The 26,131-nt window shown below is 52.0% G+C and carries 24 protein-coding genes; 21 read left to right on the top strand and 3 right to left on the bottom strand.

The annotated features are described in order from the left end of the window. Position 1: 1 nt before the first annotated feature. From GN242_RS04835 to speG, 6 genes are all read left to right on the top strand, one after another. Positions 2–529: a rhodanese family protein gene (locus tag GN242_RS04835; protein WP_154753728.1), complete on the top strand. Its 528-nt coding sequence runs from the start codon at positions 2–4 to the stop codon at positions 527–529. A 286-nt stretch (positions 530–815) separates the two neighbouring features. Further along, positions 816–1,865 carry a hypothetical protein gene (locus GN242_RS04830; protein ID WP_154753727.1) on the top strand — a complete coding sequence of 350 codons (1,050 nt, stop codon included), beginning with the start codon at positions 816–818 and terminating at the stop codon, positions 1,863–1,865. An 86-nt stretch (positions 1,866–1,951) separates the two neighbouring features. Continuing rightward, positions 1,952–3,001 carry a BamA/TamA family outer membrane protein gene (locus tag GN242_RS04825; RefSeq protein ID WP_231617131.1) on the top strand — a complete coding sequence of 350 codons (1,050 nt, stop codon included), beginning with the start codon at positions 1,952–1,954 and terminating at the stop codon, positions 2,999–3,001. Next, positions 3,001–4,143 carry a DUF4056 domain-containing protein gene (locus tag GN242_RS04820; protein WP_154753725.1) on the top strand — a complete coding sequence of 381 codons (1,143 nt, stop codon included), beginning with the start codon at positions 3,001–3,003 and terminating at the stop codon, positions 4,141–4,143. The genes GN242_RS04825 and GN242_RS04820 overlap by 1 nt, the downstream gene beginning before the upstream one ends. A 410-nt stretch (positions 4,144–4,553) precedes the next feature. Then, on the top strand, positions 4,554–5,420 hold the full coding sequence (locus GN242_RS04815) for a nucleoside-specific channel-forming protein Tsx (RefSeq protein WP_154753724.1): 867 nt from the start codon (positions 4,554–4,556) through the stop codon (positions 5,418–5,420). A gap of 110 nt (positions 5,421–5,530) precedes the next feature. Continuing rightward, a complete protein-coding gene (gene speG / locus GN242_RS04810) occupies positions 5,531–6,097 on the top strand; it encodes a spermidine N1-acetyltransferase (protein ID WP_156286989.1) in 567 nt (188 codons plus the stop codon). A gap of 41 nt (positions 6,098–6,138) precedes the next feature. On the opposite strand, the gene GN242_RS04805 is transcribed toward speG, so the two are convergent. Then, positions 6,139–6,561 (bottom strand): hypothetical protein, encoded by a 423-nt coding sequence (locus GN242_RS04805; protein ID WP_156286988.1) that lies wholly within the window; start codon positions 6,559–6,561, stop codon positions 6,139–6,141. Between the two features lie 158 nt (positions 6,562–6,719). Continuing rightward, complete coding sequence (locus GN242_RS04800) at positions 6,720–7,055, bottom strand: DUF2002 family protein (RefSeq protein ID WP_154753721.1); 336 nt, start codon at positions 7,053–7,055, stop codon at positions 6,720–6,722. A 151-nt stretch (positions 7,056–7,206) separates the two neighbouring features. Between GN242_RS04800 and GN242_RS04795 the strand changes: the two genes are divergently transcribed. From GN242_RS04795 to emrB, 12 genes are all read left to right on the top strand, one after another. Continuing rightward, positions 7,207–7,530, top strand: a complete 324-nt coding sequence (locus tag GN242_RS04795) for a DUF883 family protein (RefSeq protein ID WP_154753720.1) — start codon at positions 7,207–7,209, stop codon at positions 7,528–7,530. 285 nt (positions 7,531–7,815) lie between these two features. After that, on the top strand, positions 7,816–8,058 hold the full coding sequence (nrdH, locus tag GN242_RS04790; protein WP_133845802.1) for a glutaredoxin-like protein NrdH: 243 nt from the start codon (positions 7,816–7,818) through the stop codon (positions 8,056–8,058). A gap of 4 nt (positions 8,059–8,062) precedes the next feature. Beyond that, the gene (gene nrdI, locus GN242_RS04785; RefSeq protein ID WP_154753719.1) at positions 8,063–8,473 is read left to right on the top strand and encodes a class Ib ribonucleoside-diphosphate reductase assembly flavoprotein NrdI; all 411 of its coding nucleotides are present in this window, start codon (positions 8,063–8,065) and stop codon (positions 8,471–8,473) included. After that, positions 8,446–10,596 (top strand): class 1b ribonucleoside-diphosphate reductase subunit alpha, encoded by a 2,151-nt coding sequence (gene nrdE, locus GN242_RS04780; protein WP_154753718.1) that lies wholly within the window; start codon positions 8,446–8,448, stop codon positions 10,594–10,596. The genes nrdI and nrdE overlap by 28 nt, the downstream gene beginning before the upstream one ends. Positions 10,597–10,749: 153 nt before the next feature. Then, complete coding sequence (gene nrdF / locus GN242_RS04775; RefSeq protein WP_154753717.1) at positions 10,750–11,709, top strand: class 1b ribonucleoside-diphosphate reductase subunit beta; 960 nt, start codon at positions 10,750–10,752, stop codon at positions 11,707–11,709. A 396-nt stretch (positions 11,710–12,105) separates the two neighbouring features. Next, positions 12,106–13,302, top strand: a complete 1,197-nt coding sequence (gene proV, locus GN242_RS04770) for a glycine betaine/L-proline ABC transporter ATP-binding protein ProV (RefSeq protein WP_154753716.1) — start codon at positions 12,106–12,108, stop codon at positions 13,300–13,302. Continuing rightward, positions 13,299–14,456, top strand: a complete 1,158-nt coding sequence (gene proW / locus GN242_RS04765) for a glycine betaine/L-proline ABC transporter permease ProW (RefSeq protein WP_156286987.1) — start codon at positions 13,299–13,301, stop codon at positions 14,454–14,456. Before proV ends, proW begins: the two co-directional genes overlap by 4 nt. 19 nt (positions 14,457–14,475) lie before the next feature. After that, a complete protein-coding gene (proX, locus tag GN242_RS04760) occupies positions 14,476–15,471 on the top strand; it encodes a glycine betaine/L-proline ABC transporter substrate-binding protein ProX (protein ID WP_154753887.1) in 996 nt (331 codons plus the stop codon). A 215-nt stretch (positions 15,472–15,686) separates the two neighbouring features. Then, positions 15,687–16,871 (top strand): MFS transporter, encoded by a 1,185-nt coding sequence (locus GN242_RS04755; protein ID WP_156286986.1) that lies wholly within the window; start codon positions 15,687–15,689, stop codon positions 16,869–16,871. A 468-nt stretch (positions 16,872–17,339) separates the two neighbouring features. Further along, positions 17,340–17,870, top strand: coding sequence for a transcriptional repressor MprA (mprA, locus tag GN242_RS04750; RefSeq protein ID WP_154753713.1), 531 nt, complete (start codon positions 17,340–17,342; stop codon positions 17,868–17,870). A gap of 169 nt (positions 17,871–18,039) precedes the next feature. Beyond that, on the top strand, positions 18,040–19,212 hold the full coding sequence (gene emrA, locus GN242_RS04745) for a multidrug efflux MFS transporter periplasmic adaptor subunit EmrA (protein ID WP_154753712.1): 1,173 nt from the start codon (positions 18,040–18,042) through the stop codon (positions 19,210–19,212). A 17-nt stretch (positions 19,213–19,229) separates the two neighbouring features. Next, on the top strand, positions 19,230–20,765 hold the full coding sequence (gene emrB, locus GN242_RS04740) for a multidrug efflux MFS transporter permease subunit EmrB (RefSeq protein WP_154753711.1): 1,536 nt from the start codon (positions 19,230–19,232) through the stop codon (positions 20,763–20,765). A 95-nt stretch (positions 20,766–20,860) separates the two neighbouring features. Here emrB and GN242_RS04735 read toward each other — a convergent pair whose 3' ends face one another. Next, the gene (locus GN242_RS04735; protein WP_154753710.1) at positions 20,861–21,898 is read right to left on the bottom strand and encodes a tRNA/rRNA methyltransferase; all 1,038 of its coding nucleotides are present in this window, start codon (positions 21,896–21,898) and stop codon (positions 20,861–20,863) included. A 233-nt stretch (positions 21,899–22,131) separates the two neighbouring features. Here GN242_RS04735 and trxC point away from each other — a divergent pair, with 233 nt between their 5' ends. The 3 genes from trxC (at position 22,132) to GN242_RS04720 (ending at position 26,090) form a co-directional block, all read left to right on the top strand. After that, positions 22,132–22,551, top strand: a complete 420-nt coding sequence (gene trxC / locus GN242_RS04730; protein ID WP_156286985.1) for a thioredoxin TrxC — start codon at positions 22,132–22,134, stop codon at positions 22,549–22,551. A gap of 63 nt (positions 22,552–22,614) precedes the next feature. Next, positions 22,615–23,307 (top strand): tRNA-uridine aminocarboxypropyltransferase, encoded by a 693-nt coding sequence (locus tag GN242_RS04725; RefSeq protein WP_156286984.1) that lies wholly within the window; start codon positions 22,615–22,617, stop codon positions 23,305–23,307. Between the two features lie 116 nt (positions 23,308–23,423). Beyond that, the gene (locus GN242_RS04720; protein WP_154753707.1) at positions 23,424–26,090 is read left to right on the top strand and encodes a bifunctional acetate--CoA ligase family protein/GNAT family N-acetyltransferase; all 2,667 of its coding nucleotides are present in this window, start codon (positions 23,424–23,426) and stop codon (positions 26,088–26,090) included. The last annotated feature ends 41 nt before the right edge of the window (positions 26,091–26,131 follow it).

Here is a 26,131-nt window from a genome sequence, read left to right as displayed (position 1 = left end):
TATGAAATATCAGGTTATCTCTCCAACTGAAGCTAAGGATCTTCAGGCCCGGGGAGCGACGATTGTGGATATCCGCGAGCCTGCGGAGTTCCTGCGCGAGCATATTGCTGATGCGCTCACCCTTCCCCTCTCAGAGATACAAAAAGGAAAGGCTTTGCCCCCGGTTTCATTACAGCACCCGGTAATTTTCCACTGCCTGTCTGGTGCCAGAACCCAACAGCACACGGATATTCTTATCAAAGCTGCACATCCTCATAAAGTCATGCTGCTGGAGGGGGGATTAAGCGGGTGGAAGCAGGCGAAACTCCCCACCATTGAAGACAAAAAGCAGCCTCTGCCGCTTATGCGTCAGGTACAAATCACCGCTGGCAGCCTGGTGGTTATCGGAGTGCTGCTCGGTTACACCCTTGGAACCGGATTCTTCTTACTATCTGGCTTTATCGGGGCGGGTTTGGTCTTCGCCGGTCTTAGCGGATGGTGCGGAATGGCAAACGTGCTGGCCAAAATGCCATGGAACAAAATTAAGTAATGTTGTGACGTACAGAATGCGATGATAATGCGACCGGGAATAATAAGCGATATATTATTCTGATATATTCAGTAATCTTCACAGGCAATGATTACTAACAAGAAATAAACGATAGTAACAATCATTAGCCCAATTTGTTTAGAAAAAAAACAAAAATTACCAGAACCAATAATACTTAAGCCAAACATAGAGCCGGCCCCCGCACATCGCATTTTCTGGAATGCAAACCCATCTTACTATCGCTATGCTGCCCGCCCATACTACTTGAAATACACGGAATGTAATTATGAGGAAATATCCCTGCACAAAAGTAAATGTGCTTACCGGCCTTTTTCTTTTTGCTGTGCCGTTAACGTTTGCCTGGGCTGATGTGCCTAATGCCAGAAAAACACCGCTCTCTCTTGATTATCACAATGACGGAACAGATTCACTGGGGGACAATGAGGTACAGGCACCAGAACCACCTGATTTATTTGGAAAATCTACCGGGCCTCTGCCTTTTTTTGGTGATGAAATTCGCAAGCGTGGTTATGATTTACCCGATCCCTATGGGATAGGGTTTAATTATATGAACATACATCAGAATATTAAGGTAAAAAGCATTCAGTTTTCTAACCTTAAAATTCCAGGACTGTTCCCGGGTATGAAACCTATACCGCTGCCCGGAAACATGTTCAATATCAACGTTGGGCGAACCCGGGAAAAATCGAAAACCGAAACAGCACGGCTGGACACCTGGTTATTCCCATTTTTAAATGTGTATGGGATTGTTGGCCATACAAGGGGAAGTTCCGTATCTAATGTTTCCGTCTGTACGCTCGGTACCTGCCCGGGTCAATTAAAAAATATGGATTTTACATTAAAATTCAAAGGTACCACTTACGGAGGGGGGACAACTCTGGCCTATGGTTATCATAACTGGTTCGGCACGTTAGATTTTAACTATACCCGTACCAGCTTTAATATTCTTGACGGCAGCATCTCTGCCTATACGTTTACACCACGCGTAGGTTACCGGTTTACCATTCCAGGCTCTGCTAAATATTCTATTCCGGTATCTCACGCCAGCTTATGGGTTGGCAGTATGTATCAGGATGTGGATCAGGATTTCAGAGGCAGTCTGAGCAACCTTCACATGCCAGCGAATCTTGTCGATCTGGTCAACTTCGTTAACCAGGATAAGAAGGGACACTTTCGGGTGAAACAGCACCTTAAGTCGCCGTGGAATATTCTGGTCGGAGGCCAGTATGAGCTTACGCGCAACTTTAATATCATCACCGAAGTGGGCTTTGAAAAGCGTAACAGTTTAATGGTGGGCGGTGAGTTTCGTTTCTAAATATGCGAACACACCTTACGTTGTTGGTAATTTTGATGCTCTCGTCCCCGCTGTCGCAGGCTTCCTTTTTGCCCAGCAGGGAAACTGTGGATGAATACCTTTGCAAGCTGAGTTCTCACAACGTTGACCCACGAGAAAGCATCGACTGGGGCACGGTGGTAGGGCCTTTTTACACCCCTGAGCTGGGCATCGGCATCGGGGTAGCTGCTGCTGGTTTTTATCGACCTGATGACTATCAGCAAAATACCCCGCTCTCTTCGCTCTCGTTAACCGGTTTTGGCAGCTCAACCGGAGCGCTGGGAGTGGGTTTCGAAAACAACACGTTCCTGCGTAATGACCAGTGGCGCTTTTATCTCAACGGTCAGTTCAGCCATCGCCCGCTTCACTACTGGGGCGAGGGATATTCTGCCGGGCGAAATAATCATGGCAAGCAGTCCTACAATTCTCGCAATATCTCAGCGAATCCGCAGATCCTGTATCGTCTGCAACAACATACCTACGCGGGGATTGGTGCGGCGATTGACAGTCAAAGAGCGACAAAGCTGCAACATAAGGCATCAGGAAGCTTTTACCAGCATCCGGTACCGTTAAACGAACTGAATGTTGGCGTCAGCGTCATCTTCCTCTATGACACACGTGATTTCCCTGTTAATCCCACCCGGGGCCAGCAGATGAATATTCGCTACACTGATTACACCCCGGCCCTGGGCGGAGATCATCATCTGACCGTCTGGGATATGCAGTACGATCTGTACCATCCGATAAATCCAACCACCCTGATTGCCTGGGATCTGTACGGCCGTTTCGCCGCAGGTCATGTCCCCTGGACCATGATGGGAAGCCTGGGCGACAGCCACCATCTGCGGGGCTACTACGAGGGGCGTTATCGCGAACGTAATGCGATGACGACTCAGCTTGAATTACGTAAAAAACTGAGCTGGAGGCACGGTGTGGTTGCCTGGGTCGGCGCTGGCAGTATGTCCTCTCGCCCGAGTGAAGTGATAGATGGACGCTGGCTGCCTTCGGTGGGCGTAGGCTACCGTTTTGAGATTAAAAAAAGAATGAATCTGCGCTTTGACTATGGTGTCGGTGAGAGGAGCTCAGGCTTTTACTTTCAGATAGGAGAAGCCTTCTGATGAAAAAGTGCATGGTGCTGTTAAGCCTGCTGCTGAATGCCTGCCATATTTCACCAAAGCCATTTAAGCCGATGACGACGGGAGATTTAGAGCACCCGGCAACGCAGGCGTTACGCGTATGGCCAACAATTTCTAAACTCTCAGCGCCAAATGGTCTGCGCCCGTGCTGCGCCTTTGGCTATGACGTGCGTGCAAAACTTATTGGTATTCCGGTTCCGTTATTTAAGTTAGGCAATATCGTCGCGCCGGATGATACCGGGAAGCATCACTACAATGACAGCTGGATCAGCATCCTCTCTACCCTGAGTGGGATCAACAGCGAACATGATGGCATTGTCTACACGCGACGAGGCGGCTTTATTGACCTCGCCCACGTGCGCGATACCGCGGACAACACTCTGTGGTTATTCAATCAAATTTTGCCGCAGCTGGGTCAACCCGCCACGATAAAGTTGGACGATGAGCTGGGGCAGCGAATCATCCGGCTATGGCGGTTCTCCCCACCAAAAAGTGAACTGGCTCGATACCAGCTGTCCGTCAGTCTGGCTGCACATCTCGCGTTTCAGATCGCTACCTGGCATGAAGTCGCCCAGTGGTATGGTTTCCAGTCTGTTCCCGGTTACTCAGAAGCTATTTCTGCGTTTTCACCGGAAGATCTTTATTCCAATCTGATCGGCGCACGTATAGCCACCGACCTGCTGAATAATGGCGGGGGGTCGTCACTGCGTCAGTATCAGCATTCGATGGCACAAATGATCCCACAGGCGCTGGCACAGCTACAGGCGGTCAGCCCGCAGGCCACACGTTTCCATTTTGATATGGTGGATGGCACATGGTGGAACAGCCACTGCCGTGTGCCGGATAAGTTTCTGGTCAGGCTACGCAACTACAGCGTCAGCGACAGGCGTTTACCCTCTCGTCCGGCAGATACGCTGCCAGAACTTTGGCTGACGCTGCCCGATCATTTTGGCCATCAGCCCCTTTCGCACTTTGGCCGCCTGGAGATTTGGCAGGGTAATCATATGGCTAACCTGCCCGCCCCTTCACTGATGTACAGCTATGATGATTTTCCCCGTCTGGCGCAGCAGGCGGAAAAATCCGACCAAAAAACGCTGGCGCAACTCGGGGATGGATGCAACTAAAACCCCCGCAGCGACGCTCTTTTTTATAAGAAATTCTTATATTTAAAGCAGACTGCGAGCGTGCACGGGTAGCGTTATGAATGACCGATTTTCCTCTGAACAGGCCATCTTATCGCAGGCAACCGTTTACTTAGGTTTTCAGGCGCAGAAAACCGCAATTATTGAGAAAGTTCCCGGCACGGGTGATTATTTGTGACTTACATCACACTTTAGCTGAATTGAAATGAAACAGAATTTGACAAGTGTGAGCAATCTCTATTTCCTAATGACCTGTTAGCGGCACACTGCCGCAGTATTCATGGCGGGTGCTTTCTTCCTATCAATAATCACCCATTTGTCGCCCTTAGATAACCTGACCCCTCCAGCGCGCTGGCTGTTGAGCAAGGTCTCAGAGCATGTGGTAATAAAAAATGAAATATAAAATTATGATGGCTGGCGCACTGGCAGCACTTTCTTATACCAATGTTTCAATGGCTGAAGAGAGCAACCCGGAATACCTTTCCGACTGGTGGCATCAGAGTGTTAACGTAGTGGGAAGCTACCATACCCGTTTCGGGCCGCAGCTGAATAACGACCTGTATCTTGAATACGAAGCCTTTGCCAAAAAAGACTGGTTTGATTTTTATGGCTATATCGATGTGCCAAAAGTGTTCGGCGTCGGTAATGGCAACGATGTCGGCGCATGGGACGATGGTTCTCCGTTCTTTATGGAGATCGAACCGCGCTTCTCTATTGATAAACTGACCGGCACTAACCTTGGTTTTGGTCCGTTTAAAGAGTGGTATTTCGCCAACAACTATATCTACGATATGGGCGACAATAAGGCGAGCCGCCAGAATACCTGGTACATGGGTCTGGGTACCGATATCGACACCCATTCCGATATTGGCCTGTCACTGAACGTATATGCGAAACACCAGTGGGAAAACTACGGTGCAGCAAATGAAGATAGCTGGGATGGCTACCGCTTCAAGGTGAAATACTTTGTACCACTGACCCAGCTGTGGGGCGGCAACCTGACCTATATCGGGTTCACCAACTTTGACTGGGGCTCCGACCTCGGTGACGATCCAAACCACCAGCGCACCAGTAACTCTATTGCTTCCAGCCACATTCTTGCGCTGGGCTACGACCACTGGCACTACTCGTTTGTGGCGCGTTACTTCCACAACGGCGGCCAGTGGAACGACGGCACCGAGCTGAACTTCGGTAAAGGTAACTTTAACGTGAAATCTAATGGTTTCGGTTACTACCTGGTTGTCGGTTACAACTTCTGATTGACCGTATCATCCAATACTGACTTAACGCGCCTCAGGGCGCGTTTTTTTTGGCCGTGATAAACCGTTATACTCTCCGGGCAATGTTGCTTTTGCTAAAAGGAATTTTTATGTCTGCCAGGTATGTTGATAACAGCGTAAAACTGCGCCCGCTGGAGCGTGAAGATCTGCGGTTTGTCCACCAGCTGGATAATAATGCCAGCGTGATGCGCTACTGGTTTGAAGAGCCGTATGAGGCATTTGTGGAGCTGTCCGATCTTTACGACAAGCATATCCACGACCAGAGCGAACGCCGCTTTATGGTGGAACACGATGGATGTAACGCCGGGCTGGTTGAACTGGTGGAGATCAATCATATCCATCGCCGCGCAGAGTTTCAGATCATTATTGCCCCCAGCCATCAGGGAAAAGGGCTGGGCAGCAAGGCGGCGAAACTGGCGATGGATTACGGATTTTCCGTGCTCAACCTCTACAAACTCTATCTGATTGTCGATAAAGAGAATGAGAGAGCGATACATATTTACCGCAAGCTGGGTTTTGAAATTGAAGGCGAGCTGATCCACGAATTCTTTATCAACGGTGAATACCGCAACACTATTCGTATGTGCATCTTCCAGCATCAGTATCTGGAGAAATTTAAACCTGCACAGGGCATGGTAAAAACCACTGCACAATAAAACGACAACGGCAGGGGGATAATCCCGCCTGCCGTTTGGTTTTAACCGCCGCGTGCGCCAACCGGATTCATAATGGTCTGCAGGCGTTCCGGTTCAATCTTGTACATCCCCCCGTAGAACGGGTCAACCACCAGCCAGCCCGGGAAGCCGAGCAGCGGAATATTACCCAGCAAATACCACAGGTTTGGACTCTCTTTCAGCGGCAGCGTCTGCGGCACATAGCCCGCGCGTTCCAGCATCACCAGATACTTTTTCTTGCCGAAGTAATTCCCATTGGACTTTTTCAGCGTCACCGTTTTCGGAGTGTAACCTTCGGCCACCGCTTTTCCGGTTTCATCCTGCACAACAAACTTCACCCCCGGGGGCTGAGTCTGGAGTGTTACGTCCTGAGTTTCGCTACCAACAATTGTCGCGCAGCCAGTTAACATCCACACTGCTGCCAGCGCTGCTATCAGCCGTTTCATCGTTCATCCTGCCTGAGTCTGTCATGCTAACAGTCTAGTCGCTGGCTGCGGCAAACTAGCGTGCTAATACCGCGACTAATTGGCGGCTTATCCAGCCATTGGCTCGTCAACAACCGCAGGATTTTCCTCAAACGTAACGCAAACAGCTAATGGAAAAATTAACCAAACATCCTTTCCAGATAACGCTCCAGCGCCATTCGCGAGCTGAAACCATGTGGAATGCCGTAGTGATCGTTGGTATCACCGGCCAGATACATCGGGAATCGTACGTAGTGATCGCAGGTTTTAACATCTGAAGATGCCGCCGTTATGGCCTGGCTTCGCTCTTTAAGCGTGGGATGGATGACCAGTGCAGTACGGCCCAGGCGTGCCTCACGGTTGACATACACATAGTCTTCACCGCGACGAAAACCGTAGGTTTTTGCGGTGACCGCATCCATTTCAAATCCCGCTTTTTCCAGTACGCGAGCTACCTCATCAGGTCGTAAATACATGCTTGCTCCTCTAAGTCTGCCAACCCCGCAACCTTACATCAGGCTGTACAGTCAGGGCTTTCGGAATAATCCATAAACGCCGTCAATCGCGTGGCGTTCTGCGAGGGTGTTCTATACTTAATAGTACTTTTTCAGACTAAGGGAGCAAAAAATGTTCAACCGGACAACGAAAAATAACGATATCGACCTGAATCAGGATGTTTCTCTGCTGGCTGATAGCCTGGATGACCTGCTGAAATCCTGGGGCAGTAAATCAAAGGAAGAGGCAGAGGAAGCACGCTCCAGGGCCGAATCCCTGCTGAAAGAAACCCGGGCTAAACTTCAGGGCCCTAACCGTGTGACGCGGGCGGCAAAAGATGCCGGCAGCCATGTGGATGAGTATATCCGTGATAAACCATGGCATGGTGTCGGTATTGGTGCCGCGCTGGGTATCCTGGTTGGAGCACTGATCAGCACCAGTACATCCGGCAGATAGTACATAAAACAGGCAGAACAGAGAAGCCCGTGGCGAAAGCTGCGGGCTTTTTTTATCAGCAAAATTTTTTATTCTGGCGAAATCCTTACGCCACAAGGCTTGTGTGAGCACTGAATAAATAAATATGAAAAACCTATATGTTGTGTGGTTGCAATCCAGATGCACTATATCTAGTATTTACCCCATCAAGACCACACAACATGGTGTGGCAGTGGCGGCGCTCTCCATGCAGTAAATCAGCGCCTGAAGATTTGAGATATCCGGCCAACAAGGTAAATACGAATCATGCGCATTATTATTTACACTAAAGATAACTGTGTCCAGTGCAACGCAACTAAAAATGCCATGGATAAGAAGGGAATTGATTATCAGCTGATCAACCTGGACAGCGAGCCTGCCCACGTAGAGACCCTCAAGTCTCTGGGCTACCGCCAGGTACCGGTGGTTATGGCAGAGCAGGATCACTGGAGCGGCTTCCGTCCGGACAAAATCCATGCGCTGAGTCATCTGGCGGCGGCACGGGGATAACATTATGAGCACGCTGGTCTACTACTCCAGCCTGTCTGAAAATACCCACCGATTTATCACCCGTTTAAACCTGCCGGCTGTGCGTATACCGCTGGAATGCACTCAGCAGATACAGGTGGAGCAGCCCTACATTCTGGTGGTACCCAGCTATGGTGGCGGGACGCCTCAGGGCGCGGTTCCCAAACAGGTGATTCAGTTTTTGAACGACACCAATAATCGTCAGCTGATCCGTGGCGTTATCGCTGCCGGTAACCGCAACTTTGGCGAGGCTTACTGCCTGGCTGGCGACATTATTGCGCGAAAATGTCAGGTGCCTTACCTCTATCGCTTTGAGCTGATGGGCACCGCTGACGATATCGCTCACGTATACAAGGGAGTAACCCAATTTTGGCAGCAACAGACAGCACACTCATAGAGGCCACTGCGGCAACGCCTGATTATCATGCGCTTAATGCCATGCTTAATCTGTACGATGCTGATGGCCATATTCAGTTCGAGAAAGATCGCGAGGCCACGCGCCAGTATTTTATCCAGCACGTGATCCCTAACAGCGTTCAGTTCGATTCCATTGCTGACCGCTTACAGTATCTGGTTTCCGAAGGCTATTACGAAGCTGACGTTCTGAATGCCTATCCGTTTGAGTTTGTCTGTTCGCTGTTCCAGCAGGCTTACGATCGCCGCTTTCGCTTCCAGACGTTTCTGGGGGCGTGGAAGTTTTACACCAGCTACACGCTGAAAACCTTTGATGGCAAACGCTATCTTGAAGGATTCACCGAACGTGTCTGCATGGTAGCCCTGACGCTGGCACAAGGCGATCAGGCACTGGCGCTGGCGCTGACGGATGAAATTCTCGCCGGGCGTTTTCAACCTGCGACCCCCACCTTCCTTAACTGTGGTAAACAGCAGCGCGGTGAGCTGGTTTCCTGCTTCCTGCTGCGCATTGAAGACAATATGGAGTCGATTGGGCGTGCGGTTAACTCAGCGCTACAACTCTCCAAGCGCGGCGGTGGCGTAGCCTTCCTGCTCTCGAATCTGCGTGAGTCCGGTGCACCGATTAAGCGTATTGAAAACCAGTCTTCCGGGGTGATCCCGGTGATGAAAATGCTGGAAGACGCTTTCTCTTATGCTAACCAGCTGGGAGCGCGTCAGGGGGCCGGAGCCGTCTATCTGAATGCTCATCACCCTGATATTTTGCGTTTCCTTGATACCAAGCGCGAAAACGCCGACGAAAAAATCCGTATCAAAACGCTCTCTCTGGGCGTGGTGATCCCGGATATCACTTTTCAGCTGGCGAAAGATAATCAGCAGATGGCGCTGTTCTCTCCGTACGATGTGGAGCGCATTTATGGCCTGCCGTTTGCCGATATCAGCATCAGCGAGAAATATGAAGAGATGCTGGCCGATGAGCGTATCCGTCGTACTTTCATTAATCCGCGGGAGTTCTTCCAGACGCTGGCAGAGATCCAGTTTGAGTCCGGCTATCCGTACATCATGTTCGAAGATACGGTGAATCGTGCCAATCCGATACACGGGCGCATCAATATGAGCAATCTGTGTTCGGAGATTTTGCAGGTCAACACGCCAACTGAATATAACGATGATCTCAGCTATAAGCGCATCGGTAAGGATATCTCCTGTAATCTGGGTTCACTGAATATCGCCCATGCAATGGATTCTGTAGATTTTGCCCGCACGATTGAGATTGCCGTGCGCGGTCTGACGGCAGTCTCCGATCAAAGCCATATCCACTCAGTGCCCTCTATCGAACAGGGTAATGCCCGGTCACACGCTATTGGTCTGGGGCAGATGAACCTGCACGGCTATCTGGCGCGTGAAAGTATTCAGTACGGATCGGAGGAAGGGCTGGATTTCACCAATATTTACTTCTACACCGTCACCTACCACGCGCTGCGCACCTCGAACCTGCTGGCGCGGGAGCGTGGCACCAGTTTTAGCGGTTTCGCAGAGTCGCGCTATGCCAGCGGTGAATACTTTAACCAGTACGTTGAGCAGAGCTGGCAGCCACGTACAGCTAAGGTCGCAGAGCTGTTTGCTAAAGCCGGAATTGCCATTCCTGGCCAGCCGCAGTGGCAGGCGCTGAAAGAGGCGGTGATGCAGTACGGTTTATATAACCAGAATTTACAGGCTATTCCGCCAACCGGTTCGATCTCCTATATCAATCACGCCACGTCAAGTATCCACCCGATTGTGTCGCGTATTGAGATCCGCAAGGAAGGGAAAACCGGTCGCGTGTACTACCCGGCACCGTTTATGAACAACGATAACCAGGCGTTCTATCGTGACGCCTATGATATTGGCCCGGAAGCGATTATCGATACCTATGCTGAAGCCACCCGCCACGTCGACCAGGGGCTGTCGCTGACGCTGTTTTTCCGCGATACCGCCACCACGCGGGATATCAATAAGGCACAGATTTATGCCTGGAAGAAAGGCATCAAGACGCTGTACTACATTCGTCTGCGACAGATGGCTTTGCAGGGTACCGAAGTTGAAGGATGCGTATCCTGTTCGCTGTAGCAAATGACTGAATGACTGAGGGCGAGGCGTGCCTCGCCCCTGTGGTGAACGAGTGTACAGAGGCGACGGTGTGCCTCGCCCCTGCGTTGAATGAATATCTTGTAGGGGTCAGGCATGCCTGACCCGCTAAGATCTGCCCAGGAACAATCGAAAATGTTATTAAAAAAAATTCACGCCATTAACTGGAATAAAATCGAAGACGACAAAGATCTGGAAGTGTGGAACCGTCTGACCAGTAATTTCTGGCTGCCGGAAAAAGTGCCGCTTTCCAACGATATTCCCTCGTGGAACTCCCTGAATCACAATGAACAGCAGTTAACCATTCGCGTGTTCACCGGCCTGACGCTGCTGGATACTATTCAGAATACCCTTGGAGCTCCGGCGCTGATGGCTGACGCGCTGACGCCTCACGAAGAAGCGGTGATGTCTAATATCAGCTTTATGGAAGCCGTGCATGCACGCTCCTACAGCTCGATCTTCTCGACGCTCTGCCACACCAGCGATGTGGATGCCGCCTACGCCTGGAGCGAGGAAAATGGCCCCTTGCAGCGTAAGGCTGAGATTATTCTTCAGCATTATTACGAAAACGATCCGCTGAAGAAAAAGATCGCCAGCGTATTCCTTGAGTCTTTCCTGTTCTATTCCGGCTTCTACCTGCCGATGTACTGGTCAAGTCGCGGTAAGCTGACCAACACCGCAGATCTTATTCGTCTGATCATCAAAGATGAAGCCGTACACGGTTACTATATTGGCTACAAGTATCAAAAAGCGCTGGAGATGCAAAGTGCCGCGCGTAAAGAAGAGCTGCAACAATTTGCCATTGAGCTGCTGCTGGAACTGTATGAAAACGAGCTGGAATATACCGATGCGCTCTATCAGGACGTAGGCTGGCAGGAGGATGTGAAGAAGTTCCTGCATTACAATGCCAACAAGGCGCTGATGAACCTCGGCTATGAAGCGCTGTTCCCTTCTGAGATGACCGACGTCAACCCGGCAATCCTCTCTGCACTGTCACCCAATGCCGATGAGAACCACGATTTCTTCTCCGGCTCCGGCTCCTCCTATGTAATGGGTAAAGCAGTCGATACTGAAGACGCCGACTGGGACTTTTAATCCCTTCAGAGATGGCTGCATCCTGCGGCCCTCTTTCTTATATTCCCCTTCTAATTAGTTATTGTTTTTCAGTGTCCGCATACTTTTCCGATGACATAAATATGGCATTTTTCTGACGATTATTTGTCGATCCCCTCCCCCTGCTGAGGGCATAATTCAGCCTTCTACAGGATATTTCCTAACGAAATATCCATTTTTTTCAGCCTGACTCAATTCGCCCTCATCCCTTACCTGCTCTGGCATTAGCCGGGACGGGCATCTCATCCGGCATTTCCTTTGTGACCCTTTAGGGTTGTCTCAGATTCTCAGTGTGCTACGGTATATGCCGCTAATATTTACCCAAACAGAAGAGCTGAATATATAAAACCAACCAATCACCAGGAAATTAATTAATGCATGGCTATTAAACTTGAAGTAAAGAATTTATATAAAGTTTTTGGGGAAAACCCCGAGCGCGCATTTAAGCACATCGAAAAAGGGATCAGTAAAGAGGCGCTACTGGAGAAAACCGGGTTGTCTCTTGGCGTGAAAGACGCCAGTCTGGCCATTGAAGAAGGCGAGATTTTTGTCATCATGGGATTATCCGGTTCAGGTAAATCCACCATGGTCCGCCTTCTCAATCGTCTGATAGAACCCACCCGTGGCCAGGTCATCATTGATGGCGTTGATATTGCAAAAATATCTGCAAATGAATTACGCCAGGTGCGCCGAAGTAAGATCAGCATGGTATTCCAGTCGTTCGCATTAATGCCTCATATGACAGTATTAAATAATGCTGCATTCGGCATGGAACTGGCCGGAATTCCGTTACAGGAACGCCAGGATAAAGCGCTGGATGCATTGCGTCAGGTCGGGCTGGATAATTATGCTCACGCTTACCCGGATGAACTCTCCGGTGGAATGCGGCAGCGTGTCGGATTAGCCCGTGCGCTGGCAATCAACCCCGATATATTATTGATGGATGAAGCCTTCTCTGCGCTGGATCCATTAATTCGTACTGAGATGCAGGATGAGCTGGTAAAATTACAATCTCGCCACCAGCGAACCATTGTCTTTATTTCCCACGATCTTGATGAAGCAATGCGCATCGGTGACCGTATTGCGATTATGCAAGGCGGTGAAGTTATTCAGGTTGGTACGCCAGATGAAATCCTCAATAATCCTGCTAATGACTACGTACGCACCTTCTTCCGCGGCGTGGATATCAGCCACGTGTTTAGCGCGAAAGATATTGCCCGTCGTAGTGCAGCCGCACTGATTCGTAAAGCACCCGGCTTTGGCCCTCGTTCAGCGATCAAACTGCTTCAGGACAACGACCGTGAATACGGTTATGTGCTGGAAAAACAGCGCTTCGTCGGTACCGTTTCCATTGATTCACTGAAAATCGCGCTTGCCGCTGGCGAAGGTCTGGAGCATGCGCTGTTGGATAGCCCGGCGGCTGTACCCGCCGAGACCTCATTAAGTGACCTGCTCTCTCATGTAGCGCAGGCTCCTTGTGCCGTGCCTGTTGTTGGTGAAGAAGGTCAGTACGTTGGGATTATTTCTAAAGGGATGTTGTTGCAGGCGTTAGACCGTGACGGAGGCCAGCCATGAGTGAACAAACCAGTAACCCGTGGGATACCAGCACCACACAAAATGCCGCCCCTGCTGGCAATACACCAGCGGATAACAGCCCGGCGATGACCAGCAGCGATCCATGGGGTTCACCAACCGATGCTGCAACCAGCCAGCCAGCAACAGATGCGGCTACTGGCGGTGCGGGGCATGATGCTGTATCCAGCAGCAGCGACTGGCTGAACAGTGCTCCGGCACCACAGGCAGAACACTTCAGTATCCTGGATCCCTTCCATAAAACACTTATCCCCCTCGATAGCTGGGTCACCACCGCCATCGACTGGATAGTTACGCACTTCCGCCCCCTGTTCCAGGGCATCCGCCTGCCGGTGGATTATATCCTCAGTGCCTTTCAAAACCTGCTGCTGGGAATGCCGGCACCGGTAGCGATTATCGTGTTCGCGCTGATTGCCTGGCAGCTTTCCAGCTTCAGTATGGGCGTTGCCACGCTGGTATCGCTGGTGGCCATCGGTGCCATCGGCGCCTGGTCGCAGGCAATGGTGACGCTGGCGCTGGTGCTGACCGCCCTGCTGTTCTGCATCATCATTGGTCTGCCGCTGGGGATCTGGCTGGCCCGTAATGAACGTGCAGGAAAAATCATCCGTCCGCTGCTGGATGCGATGCAGACTACCCCGGCGTTTGTCTATCTGGTGCCTATCGTGATGCTGTTCGGTATCGGTAATGTGCCTGGCGTAGTGGTGACGATTATCTTCGCCCTGCCGCCGATTGTTCGTCTGACTATCTTAGGGATCAAACAGGTGCCTGCTGACCTGATCGAAGCGGCAGAGTCGTTTGGTGCCAGCCCGCGCCAGATGCTGTTCAAAGTTCAGCTACCGCTGGCAATGCCAACCATTATGGCCGGAGTCAATCAGACGCTGATGCTGGCACTGTCGATGGTGGTTATTGCTTCGATGATCGCAGTAGGCGGTCTCGGTCAGATGGTACTGCGCGGCATCGGCCGTCTGGATATGGGCCTGGCCACCGTTGGCGGCGTCGGCATTGTGATTCTGGCGATTATTCTCGACCGCCTGACTCAATCGCTGGGACGCGACAGCCGCAGCCGTGGCAACCGCCGCTGGTACACCACTGGCCCTGTTGGCCTGCTGGCTCGTCCTTTCTGTAAAACTAAATAAAAAGAAGGTACTCATGACTATGCGAAAAATTACACTGCTGGCCGCCGCGTTTACTACGCTTGCTGCCGTACAGGTATCCGCCGCCGATCTGCCTGGTAAAGGCATTACGGTTAAACCCGTTCAGAGCACCATTACAGAAGAAACTTTCCAGACCCTGCTGGTGAGCCGTGCGCTTACCAAACTGGGCTATACCGTAGAAGAGCCAAGCGAAGTCGACTATAACGTTGCCTATACCTCCCTGGCCTCCGGCGATGCCACCTTTATCGCGACCAACTGGAAGCCACTGCACGATGATATGTATAAGGCTGCCGGGGGCGATGCTAAATTGTTGCGCCAGGGAACCTACGTGCAAGGTGCGGCCCAGGGCTATCTGATTGATAAGAAAACTGCGCAGAAATACCACATTACGCGTATTGATCAGCTAAAAGATCCAAAGCTGGCGAAGCTGTTTGATACCAATGGTGATGGTAAAGCTGATATGACCGGCTGTGCACCGGGCTGGGGCTGCGAGGCGGTGATCAACCACCAGATCAATGCCTTCGACCTGAGTAAAACCGTTGAGCATAACCAGGGTAACTACTCGGCGATGATCGCCGACACCATCACCCGCTATAAAGAAGGTAAACCGATCCTCTACTATACCTGGACTCCGTACTGGGTAAGCGACGTGCTGGTTCCTGGTCGTGACGTCGTTTGGTTGCAGGTGCCATTCTCTGCGATGCCTGGCGAACAGAAAGATGTGGATACCAAACTGCCTAACGGCGCGAACTACGGTTTCCCGGTGAACACCATGCATATTGTTGCCAACAAAGCCTGGGCTGAGAAAAACCCGGCAGCAGCAAAACTGTTCGCGGAGATGAAACTGCCAATTGCCGATATCAATGCGCAGAACTCACGCATGCATCAGGGACAGTCTTCTGACGCAGATATTAACGCACACGTTGATGGCTGGATTAAAGCGCACCAGGCACAGTTCGATGGCTGGGTAAAAGAGGCGCTGGCTGCCGGTAAATAACAACCAGTAAACCTATCTGTTACTGGATTGAATGCAGGGGCGACCATCTACTGGTTCGCCCCTTTTTTTTATGGCAGAAACATTGATGAAGCGGCATTCAGACTGGCCCATTTCAAGGCGCTAACTGGTTTGTCCTGTCAATAATCATGTGAGTGAAATAGTTTTTTAGGTTATTATTAGGCACTAAGATAATTCTCACACTCATATTGGTTGTTATGAAATCCCCCCGTCCCGGACTTAATCCTGCACTGGTTGCCCTGATGTCGATCGCCACCGGCCTCTCCGTTGCCTGTAATTACTATGTACAGCCGCTGCTGGCAACTATTGCGCAGACTTTTGCGCTGTCATTTCATCAGGCAGGCTTTATTGTCACCACCGCGCAGTTAGGTTACGCCGCAGGGCTGCTGCTGCTGGTACCGCTCGGCGATATGCTGGAGCGCCGGGGATTGATCGTCATTATGAGTCTGCTGGCTGCGGGAGGAATGGTGATTACTGCACTGTCCTCTTCGCTAGCGATGATGCTGCTGGGAACGGTGCTGACAGGACTGTTTTCGGTAGTAGCACAAATTCTGGTACCGCTGGCAGCGACCCTCGCTGCTCCTGAAAAGCGCGGCAAAGTGGTCGGCACCGTGATGAGTGGTTTACTGCTGGGGATCCTGCTGGCACGTACCGTCGCTGGCGGGCTGGCGCAGTTAGGCGGCTGGAGAACGGTCTATTGGGTGGCCAGCGTACTGATGGTGCTGATGGCAATGGCTCTGTGGCGCTGGCTTCCGCGCTATAAGCAATCGGTTCCGTTGAACTATGGTCAACTGCTGCGCTCCATTTTTACCCTGTACGCACAGCATCCGATACTGCGTACCCGGGCCATTATTGGCTGCCTGGCGTTTGCCAATTTCAGCGTGCTCTGGACCTCAATGGCATTTTTACTCTCATCGCCTGAGTGGAACTATTCCGAAGGTGAGATAGGCCTGCTGGGCCTGGTAGGCGCGGCGGGGGCACTGGCGGCACGTCAGGCCGGTTCACTGGCAGATAAAGGCAAAGCCCGTCAGACCACCAGCGCAGGTTTGCTGATTCTGCTGGCTTCCTGGGGGTTGACCGCACTGGGAGCAAACTCCTTAGTCGCCCTTATTTTCGGGATTATCCTACTCGACCTTGCGGTACAGGGTGTGCATATTACCAATCAGAGTGTGATCTATCGTCATATGCCAGAAGCGCGTAACCGGTTGACTGCCGGGTATATGACCAGCTATTTCATCGGCGGAGCAGCCGGTTCACTGTTATCTGCATCAGCGTTTCAGGCTGCTGGCTGGTATGGCGTCTGCGCGGCGGGCGCTCTGTTAACCGTCGTTAATCTATTTTTTTGGTGGAAAGGCCATGTGTATGAGTCAGAAGCACATTGATTTTTTGCGAAGAAAATGAAGTTTTTTCAACGCCTGCCGCCTGTTAAGACTTTTCGTACTCTGGTAAGGTTAGGCGCAATTTATTCAGGTCGGTTATGTTTTCAGATGAAATTATTCAGTAACAGCAGAGTAACATTGTCTCATGTTTGAGCGACAAGGCATGGTTATGAATGAAAATATAACCCACCTCAACTGGCATGGGTGGTATCAAACCTGCCCGATACTCGCGCGCATCACGCCCCTTTTTTGCCACCCCTGCCAGGCTTCGGCTTGTCGGGTATCACCCTTCTATTTTACGCGCAGCAATGTTGTTTCAATGCTGTTAAGCGCCCTGGGTTATGGAGTGACCTGGAAACTACTGATGATGGCGGCCGTACCGTGAATATTTCACCGTCTGCATAAAAAGTGGCATTACTTATTAATCATCATCGTTATTATACCAGTTGCAACTAGTGAGGTTCCTACATAATGGAAAGTTCGTTTACTCCCATTGAACAGATGCTGAATTTTCGTGCTAATCGTCAGAAAGATTTCCCGTTACAGGAAATTATGCTGACCCGTCTTTGCATGCATATGCAAAGTAAGTTGCTGGAAAACCGCAACAAGATGCTGAAAGCGCAGGGGATCAACGAAACGCTGTTTATGGCATTAATTACGCTGGATGCGCAGGAAGATCACAGCATTCAGCCTTCGGAATTGAGTTCCGCTCTGGGGTCATCCCGAACCAACGCTACGCGTATTGCCGATGAACTGGAAAAGCGCGGCTGGATCGAACGTCGTGAAAGCGATAACGACCGCCGCTGTCTGCACCTGCATCTGACGCCAAAAGGCCATGAATTCCTGCGTCAGCTCTTACCACCACAGCATCAGTGTTTGCAGCTGTTGTGGTCGGCATTAAGCGCATCGGAAAAAACACAGCTTGAAGGAATCACCCGTAAGCTTCTGAACAGACTTGATAAAATGGATGAAGAGCAAGTCGTCGCCTCTCTTTCCAGATAATTGTTCCACTAATAGCATATTGTGCGACACACCATTTTTTGGAAATCGCTACTTTAAGCCCCCTGTAAATTTATTTATGCCAGCGCTAACCCCGCTGGCATTTTAGACTCGGGCGATCATAAACCATGGTGATAGCACGCCCGAATGGCAAGAGAATCAGGAGAACATCATGAGTGCAAGCGCGGTGACACAAGACCCGCAGCAGCCAGGAAAGAAGAAAAAGACGCGCAAAAATGCACTGATTTTTCTGGCTGTCGTGTTCGTTATTATCGGGGTGGCTTATCTGACTTACTGGTTCCTGGTATTGCGTCATTTCCAGGAAACAGATGATGCCTACGTAGCAGGCAATCAGGCGCAGGTGATGGCGCAGGTATCCGGCAGCGTTAATAAGGTGTGGTTTGACGATACTGACTTTGTGAAAAAAGGGGATGTGCTGGTAACGCTGGATCGTACCGATGCTGAACAGGCTTTTGAGAAAGCACAAACAGCACTGGCCACCAGCGTACGTCAGACGCATCAGCTGATTATTAACAGCAGGCAGTATCAGGCCTCTATCGCGTTGCAGAAAACCGCGCTCGAACAGGCTCAGGCGGATTTACGCCGTCGCGAGCCCCTGGGCGCATCAAACCTGATCGGCAAAGAAGACCTGCAACATGCCCGCGATGCTGTCACCACAGCAAAAGCACAGCTTGATGTGGCGACGCAGCAATACAACGCTAATCAGGCGATGATCCTTGATACCTCGCTGGAAAATCAACCAGCAGTGAAACAGAATGCCGCGGCACTGCGTGATGCCTGGCTTGCACTACAGCGTACTAATATCATCAGCCCGATTGATGGCTATATATCACGTCGTAGCGTGCAGGTAGGCTCACAAATTGGTACCACGACGCCGTTACTGGCGATTGTGCCTGCTGATAATCTCTGGGTTGATGCCAACTTTAAAGAGACACAGCTGGCTGGCGTACGCATCGGTCAGCCAGCAACGGTGATCAGCGATATCTACGGCGATGACGTGGTTTACCACGGTAAAGTGGTCGGCCTGGATATGGGCACCGGGAGTGTGTTCTCACTGCTGCCAGCGCAAAATGCTACGGGCAACTGGATCAAAGTCGTTCAGCGTCTTCCTGTACGTATTGAACTTGATCCGCAGGAAGTGGCAAAACATCCGCTACGTATCGGCCTGTCGACGCTGGTCAAAGTCGATACCAGCAACAGTGAGGGTGCAGTTCTTGCCACCAGCGTGCGCAGTAAACCCGCATATGAGAGCGATGCACTGGCGCTGGATCTGGCACCAGCGAATCAGCTGATTGCCGATATCATCCGTGCCAATGCCGGCTAACTCGGCGGGAGACTGTTATGGCGCGTAAACCGCTTGAAGGCACGCAGCTGGTTCTGATGACCATTGCGCTGTCGCTGGCTACTTTTATGCAGGTGCTGGACTCCACGATTGCTAACGTGGCGATCCCCACCATTGCCGGGAACCTGGGAGCCTCTAACTCTCAGGGCACCTGGGTGATCACCTCATTTGGCGTGGCGAATGCCATTTCAATTCCGATCACCGGCTGGCTGGCCAAGCGTTTCGGGGAAGTGAAACTGTTTCTGTGGTCGACGGTGGCGTTTGTCGTCGCTTCATGGCTGTGCGGCATGTCCGAAAGCCTGAGCATGCTGATCTTCTTCCGCGTAATCCAGGGTATCGTCGCAGGCCCGCTGATCCCGCTATCGCAGAGCCTGCTGCTAAATAACTATCCTCCGGCCAAGCGTAGTGTGGCGCTATCGCTATGGGCGATGACGGTGATCGTTGCCCCGATTTGTGGCCCGATCCTCGGCGGCTGGATCAGTGATAACTATCACTGGGGATGGATCTTCTTTATCAACGTACCGATTGGTGTGGTCGTCGTGCTGCTGGCATTTCAGACGCTGCGCAACCGCGAAACTGCCACCGTCATCCGTCCAATCGATACCGTCGGTCTGGTCTTGCTGGTGGTGGGTATTGGTTGCCTGCAGGTGATGCTGGATCGCGGTAAAGAGCTGGACTGGTTCAGTTCCCCGGAAATTATTACATTAACGGTGATAGCCGTCGTAGCCCTGGCGGTGCTACTGGTGTGGGAGTTGACCGACGATCACCCGATTGTCGATCTGTCGCTATTTAAATCGCGCAACTTTACCATCGGCTGTCTGTCGATAAGCCTTGCCTATATGCTCTATTTTGGCTCGATCGTCCTTCTGCCGCAGCTGTTGCAGGAGGTATACGGCTACACGGCCACCTGGGCAGGGCTGGCATCGGCGCCCGTCGGAATTATTCCGGTGATCCTGTCGCCGATTATCGGTCGCTTTGCGCATAAGCTGGATATGCGGCGGCTGGTGAGCTTCAGCTTCATCATGTATGCGGTGTGCTTCTACTGGCGTGCCTATACCTTTGAACCGGGTATGGATTTTGGTGCGTCGGCCTGGCCGCAATTTATCCAGGGCTTTGCAGTGGCCTGCTTCTTTATGCCTCTGACCACCATCACGCTCTCGGGGCTGCCTCCGGAAAGGCTGGCGGCGGCTTCCAGTCTGTCGAACTTTACCCGAACGCTGGCAGGTTCGATTGGTACCTCGATTACCACAACCATGTGGACTAATCGTGAGTCGTTGCACCATGCACAGCTGACGGAATCAGTTACGCCATACAACGCGAACGCACAGCAGATGTATGCGAAGCTGGAGCAAATGGGCATGTCGCACGAACAGGCATCGGCCTACCTTGCACAGCAGATCACTAATCAGGGGCTGATTATCTCAGCCAACGAGATCTTCTGGGCGTCTGCGGGGGTCTTCCTGGTGCTGCTGATTCTGGTGTGGTTCGCACGTCCACCGTTTGGAGCTGGTAGCGGCGGCGGCGGTGCTCACTAAGTCGCAGGTATAAAAAAAGGGCGACCGAATCAACGATCGCCCTGCACAGAATGTTCACAGAGCGGATTAGCAAACCGCTCTTTTTTTATTCTGCTTTACGCGTTTTGACGCCACCATTCAGCCAGCAGAACACCCGTTGCCACGGAAACGTTCAAGCTTTCCACTTTACCGGTACCGCTGATTGAAACGCTCAGGTCACCCTGATCGAAGGTGCTGTCGGACAGACCATCACGTTCCTGACCAAGAACCAGTACCATTTTAGCTGGCAGTTCTGCCCTTGAGAGCGGTACGCCTTTATGGCTGGATGTGGTCACAATGGTATAGCCTGCTTTGCGGAACGCGCTCAGACCGGCAGCAAAGCTTTCACCGCTAATTGCCTGAACATGTTCTGCGCCGCCTTCTGCGGTACGCACAGCTGCGCCCGACTCCAGCAAGGAGGCATCATCTACCAGCAAACCTTTCACGCCAAAGTGCGCACAGCTGCGCATAATGCCACCCAGGTTATGCGGGTTGCCGATATCTTCCAGCGCCAGCACACAATCTTTCTCACCGGCGATTGCCAGCCATTCACTGACGGGCATGCCCACGCGTTTTTTGATCAGGAAGCAAACACCACCATGGTGTTCAGTTCCGGAAGCCTTTTGCAGCTCGGCTTCATCAACGGTGTGGTAAGCCTTGCGGTTGGCCGCCATATACTTTAACGCTTCACGGAAGCGCGGAGTTACGCTCTGGATAAACCAGGCACGCACAATGCACTCCGGACGGCTCTGGAACAGCGCCTGGCAGGCATTTTCGCCATACACACGCGTCTCTTCCATACGCTGACGGCGTATCTGTTCTGGATCGATATAACTTTTACCGCTGATACCACCGTGATCCGGCTTATCATCAGCTGCGGGTGCTGCGTTTGGTGCACGGGAAACGGTACGCCACGGAGAGTCAGAACGCCCTTCGTCGCGATCGCGCCCGCCACGTGGCTTGCTGTCTGCATTTCGTGATGGACGGCGTTCACCATCCGGACGAGAACCACCTTTACCGGTGCGCGGATTTTTCCCGCCATTACTGCTCTCATCATCACCGCGGACATACATCACTTTGACCTTGCCGCTCTTACCTTTAAATTCGTCGTTCATTTTTCCTCCACCTGGCCTGAGCGCGAAGCGCGCAGATTACCTGATGTGGCAGCACTTAGCTATCAACTTCCAATAAAAGCCAGTAGCTGTTTATCCGCAACATCGTTATGAGACATTACCTATTATACCCATTGAACAAACCACATTGTTAGCCTGTCTCCTCGTCAGCATAATGTCGGCTGATTTACTAAAAATGCTGTAAGTAATCACTTACTCCTGAACCGAGGTGAATAATGAATACGGTTTGTGCATCCTGCCAGGCAACCAATCGCGTTCCGGCAGAACGGCTGACTGACGGTGCGAAATGCGGCCGCTGTGGTCATGAGCTGTTTGACGGTCACGTGGTCAGTGCCACCGCTGCCACACTGGACAAATATTTGCAGGACGATCTGCCAGTGGTCATCGACTTCTGGGCGCCCTGGTGTGGCCCGTGCGTTAACTTCGCCCCGGTATATGAAGCGGTGGCGCAGGAGCGTAACGGTAAGATTCGTTTCCTGAAGGTGAATACCGAAGCCGAACCTGAACTGAGCGCTCGCTTTCGTATTCGTAGCATTCCCACCATCATGGTGTTTAAACAGGGCCAGATGGCCGATATGCTCAACGGTGCAATGCCAAAAGCGCCTTTTGAAGCCTGGCTGGACGAAAATCTCTAACCAACAGGCCGGGCATGCCCGGCCTGATTCCGATAGAATAGTGTTTTTCGCCGATGAACGATCATGACTGATAACGCTGTTCTGCTGCTGCGCGCTGCGCGCCTTGCCCGAGCCACCCGCCCATTTCTTGCACGGGGCAACCGCATCAAACGCTGTCAGCGCTGCCTGTTGCCGCAAAAAAATTGCCTGTGCATCACCATTACTCCCCAGCAGGCACGCAGTCGTTTTTGCCTGGTCATGTTTGATAGCGAACCGATGAAACCCAGTAATACCGGGCGACTGATTGCCGATATTCTGCCGGATACGCTGGCTTTTGGCTGGTCACGTACCGAACCAGACGCGGCGCTGCTTCAGGCGGTGCGCGACCCGCAATATCAGCCGGTAGTGGTTTTCCCGGAATCCTATGCCGACCCAGGCAGACCGGTATTGAACGCGCCTCCCGTCAGCGGAAAGCCTCCGCTATTTATCATGCTGGACGGTACCTGGACTGAAGCGCGTAAAATGTTTCGTAAAAGCCCCTGGCTGGACAACCTGCCGGTCATGTCTTTGGCCCTGACACGCCCTTCCAACTATCAGCTGCGCGTGGCGCACGCTGAAGGGCAGCACTGCACGGCAGAAGTCGCCGCCGAACTGCTGTTGCAGGCGGGTGACGACTGCGCAGGGGAAGCGCTGTTCCGCCATTTCGATCTGTTTCGCCAGCGTTATCTGGCAGGGAAGCCCCATCATCTTCAGCAGCTGGCTGAAAATGATGATTAAATTCTGTCTGTGATCAATTAACTGATACGCAACGCAGCATCTTCGCCTGACCCGGAGTAGACTCAAACTACTGTGCCCAAATGGCTTAAACGGGTAGATTTTCAAAGGGAGCGGAGATGAGTCAACGTGGATTAGAAGCACTGCTGAAACCGAAATCCATTGCCGTGATCGGCGCCTCCACCCGGCCCGAACGTGCCGGATATCTGATGATGCGTAACCTGCTGGCCGGGGGCTTCAGCGGGCCGGTATTGCCGGTCACGCCTAAATATCAGGCGGTATGCGGCGTACTGGCGTGGCCCGATATTCCCAGCCTGCCGCTCTCTCCCGATCTCGCCATTATCTGCACCCATGCCAAACGTAATCTTGAACTGCTTACCGCGTTAGGTGAACGCGGCTGTAAAGCCTGTATTATTCTCTCGGCTCCCATCGACCAGCTTACTGAACTAAAAGCCTGCGCCAGCCGCTGGCAAATTCGCCTGCTTGGCCCTAACAGCCTCGGGCTGCTCGCGCCGTGGCAGGGCCTGAATGCCAGTTTTTCTCCGGTACCGATTACAGCCGGTAAGCTGGCATTTATTTCCCAGTCTGCTGCGGTATCCAATACTATTCTTGACTGGGCGCAGCAGCGGCAGCTGGGATTCTCATGGTTTATTGCGCTCGGTGACAGTCTGGATATTGACGCCGATGACCTGCTGGACTTTCTGGCTCGCGACGGTAAAACCAGCGCTATTTTGTTGTATCTTGAACATCTCAGCGACGCCCGTCGCTTTGTCTCTGCCGCCCGAAGTGCTTCACGTAACAAACCCATTCTGGTGATTAAAAGCGGCCGCAGCCCTCATGCCCAGCAGCTGCTAAAAACAAACGGTGGAATGGATGCCGCCTGGGACGCCGCCATTCAGCGCGCGGGTCTGCTGCGCGTGCAGGATACGCATGAACTGTTCTCTGCCGTGGAAACACTCAGCCATATGCGCCCGCTGCGCGGCGAGCGGCTGATGATTATCAGTAACGGTGCCGCGCCGGCAGCCCTGGCGCTGGATGCGCTTTACGCACGCAATGGGAAACTGGCAACCCTTAGTGAGCCTTTACTTACCGAACTGGCTGCGCTGCTACCGGAAAGTGTTACGCCGGGTAATCCGCTGGATCTGAAAGATGACGCTACACCGGAGCACTATTTACAAGCGCTCTCCCTGCTACTCAATAGCCACGATCTTGATGCAATACTGATTATTCATGCGCCCAGTGCTGTCGCGCCACCAACGCTGACTGCCCAGAAAATCATCGGATTGGTAAAAGAGCATGTGCGTGGCAAACAGCTTACCCTGCTTACCAACTGGTGCGGCGAGTACTCTTCGCTGGAAGCGCGCCGCCTGTTTAATGACGGCGGTATTCCAACCTATCGCACCCCCGAAGGTACCGTTACCGCATTTATGCATATGGTGGAATATCGGCGCAACCAGAAACAGCTACGTGAAACTCCTGCCCTTCCGGCGAACCTGACGGCGAATACGGCTGATGCCCATCGGCTGATTCAGCAGGCCTTAAAGGAGGGTGCGTCCTCGCTGGATACACATGAAGTACAGCCAATTCTCCAGGCCTACGGTCTGAATACGCTGCCAACGTGGATTGCCAGCGACAGTGCAGAAGCCGTTCATATTGCCGGACAAATTGGTTACCCGGTGGCGCTGAAGCTGCGTTCGCCGGATATCCCGCATAAATCAGAAGTGCAAGGTGTGATGCTCTATCTGCGTACCCCGAATGAGGTACAGCAGGCCGCTAATGCCATTATCGATCGTGTAAAGCTTGCCTGGCCGCAGGCGCGTATCCACGGATTGCTGGTACAAAGTATGGCGAACCGTGCCGGGGCGCAGGAGTTGCGTATTGTTGTTGAACAAGACCCGCTATTCGGGCCGGTGATCATGCTGGGAGAGGGTGGAGTGACCTGGCACGCCGATCGACAAGCTGTTATTGCCCTTCCTCCGCTGAATATGACGCTGGCTCGCTATCTGGTCATTCAGGCAATTAAACAAGGCAAAATACGCGGCCGCAGTGCCCTTCATCCGCTGGATATTGTCGGCCTTAGTCAGGTGCTGGTTCAGGTATCGAACCTGGTAGTCGACTGCCCTGAAATTGTCCGACTGGATATTCATCCGTTACTGGCCAGCCACAATGAGTTTACCCTGCTGGATGTCACGCTACAGCTCGCTGAGTTTCGCGGAGATGCTGAAGCGCGGCTGGCGATTCGCCCTTATCCTCATGAGCTGGAGGAGGCAGTGCAATTGAAGAATGGCCAGCAGTGCCTCTTCCGCCCTATTCTTCCGGAAGACGAGCCGCTGTTACAGCAGTTTATCTCGCAGGTCACTAAGGAAGACCTCTATTATCGCTACTTTAGTGAGATCAATGAGTTCACTCACGATGATTTGGCTAACATGACTCAGATCGACTACGATCGGGAAATGGCCATCGTTGCAGTACGCCAGCATCAGGGCCACGACGAGATCGTTGGTGTTACCCGGGCCATCTCCGATGCTGATAATATTGATGCGGAATTCTCAGTGCTGGTACGTTCCGATCTGAAAGGATTGGGGCTGGGTCGTCGCCTGCTTGAGAAGATGATTATCTATACTCGTCAGCACGGACTACTTCAGCTTAACGGCATTACCATGCCGGGAAATAAAGGGATGATTACTCTGGCGCGCAAGCTGGGATTTGCGATTGACGTACAGCTGGAGGATGGCATCGTCGGGCTTTCACTGCAATTGCAGGGAGTGGAAGACGCTGCAAAATAGTAAATCTGATACTATCATGACGAACTAATGGTATTATTCGC

Origin of the sequence: Erwinia sorbitola, from assembly GCF_009738185.1 — a bacterium.
Classification (GTDB): Bacteria; Pseudomonadota; Gammaproteobacteria; order Enterobacterales; family Enterobacteriaceae; genus Erwinia; species Erwinia sorbitola.
Note: the sequence above shows the minus strand (reverse complement) of the source record. Positions and strands in the feature narration are given on the sequence as shown.

Coding starts and splice junctions, on each gene's coding strand:
- GN242_RS04835 (WP_154753728.1), top strand. CDS start 2: ATGAAATATCAGGTTATCTCTCCAACTGAAGCTAAGGATCTTCAGGCC.
- GN242_RS04830 (WP_154753727.1), top strand. CDS start 816: ATGAGGAAATATCCCTGCACAAAAGTAAATGTGCTTACCGGCCTTTTT.
- GN242_RS04820 (WP_154753725.1), top strand. CDS start 3,001: ATGAAAAAGTGCATGGTGCTGTTAAGCCTGCTGCTGAATGCCTGCCAT.
- GN242_RS04815 (WP_154753724.1), top strand. CDS start 4,554: ATGAAATATAAAATTATGATGGCTGGCGCACTGGCAGCACTTTCTTAT.
- speG (WP_156286989.1), top strand. CDS start 5,531: ATGTCTGCCAGGTATGTTGATAACAGCGTAAAACTGCGCCCGCTGGAG.
- GN242_RS04805 (WP_156286988.1), bottom strand. CDS start 6,561: ATGAAACGGCTGATAGCAGCGCTGGCAGCAGTGTGGATGTTAACTGGC.
- GN242_RS04800 (WP_154753721.1), bottom strand. CDS start 7,055: ATGTATTTACGACCTGATGAGGTAGCTCGCGTACTGGAAAAAGCGGGA.
- GN242_RS04795 (WP_154753720.1), top strand. CDS start 7,207: ATGTTCAACCGGACAACGAAAAATAACGATATCGACCTGAATCAGGAT.
- nrdH (WP_133845802.1), top strand. CDS start 7,816: ATGCGCATTATTATTTACACTAAAGATAACTGTGTCCAGTGCAACGCA.
- nrdI (WP_154753719.1), top strand. CDS start 8,063: ATGAGCACGCTGGTCTACTACTCCAGCCTGTCTGAAAATACCCACCGA.
- nrdF (WP_154753717.1), top strand. CDS start 10,750: ATGTTATTAAAAAAAATTCACGCCATTAACTGGAATAAAATCGAAGAC.
- proV (WP_154753716.1), top strand. CDS start 12,106: ATGGCTATTAAACTTGAAGTAAAGAATTTATATAAAGTTTTTGGGGAA.
- proW (WP_156286987.1), top strand. CDS start 13,299: ATGAGTGAACAAACCAGTAACCCGTGGGATACCAGCACCACACAAAAT.
- proX (WP_154753887.1), top strand. CDS start 14,476: ATGCGAAAAATTACACTGCTGGCCGCCGCGTTTACTACGCTTGCTGCC.
- GN242_RS04755 (WP_156286986.1), top strand. CDS start 15,687: ATGAAATCCCCCCGTCCCGGACTTAATCCTGCACTGGTTGCCCTGATG.
- mprA (WP_154753713.1), top strand. CDS start 17,340: ATGGAAAGTTCGTTTACTCCCATTGAACAGATGCTGAATTTTCGTGCT.
- emrA (WP_154753712.1), top strand. CDS start 18,040: ATGAGTGCAAGCGCGGTGACACAAGACCCGCAGCAGCCAGGAAAGAAG.
- emrB (WP_154753711.1), top strand. CDS start 19,230: ATGGCGCGTAAACCGCTTGAAGGCACGCAGCTGGTTCTGATGACCATT.
- GN242_RS04735 (WP_154753710.1), bottom strand. CDS start 21,898: ATGAACGACGAATTTAAAGGTAAGAGCGGCAAGGTCAAAGTGATGTAT.
- trxC (WP_156286985.1), top strand. CDS start 22,132: ATGAATACGGTTTGTGCATCCTGCCAGGCAACCAATCGCGTTCCGGCA.
- GN242_RS04725 (WP_156286984.1), top strand. CDS start 22,615: ATGACTGATAACGCTGTTCTGCTGCTGCGCGCTGCGCGCCTTGCCCGA.
- GN242_RS04720 (WP_154753707.1), top strand. CDS start 23,424: ATGAGTCAACGTGGATTAGAAGCACTGCTGAAACCGAAATCCATTGCC.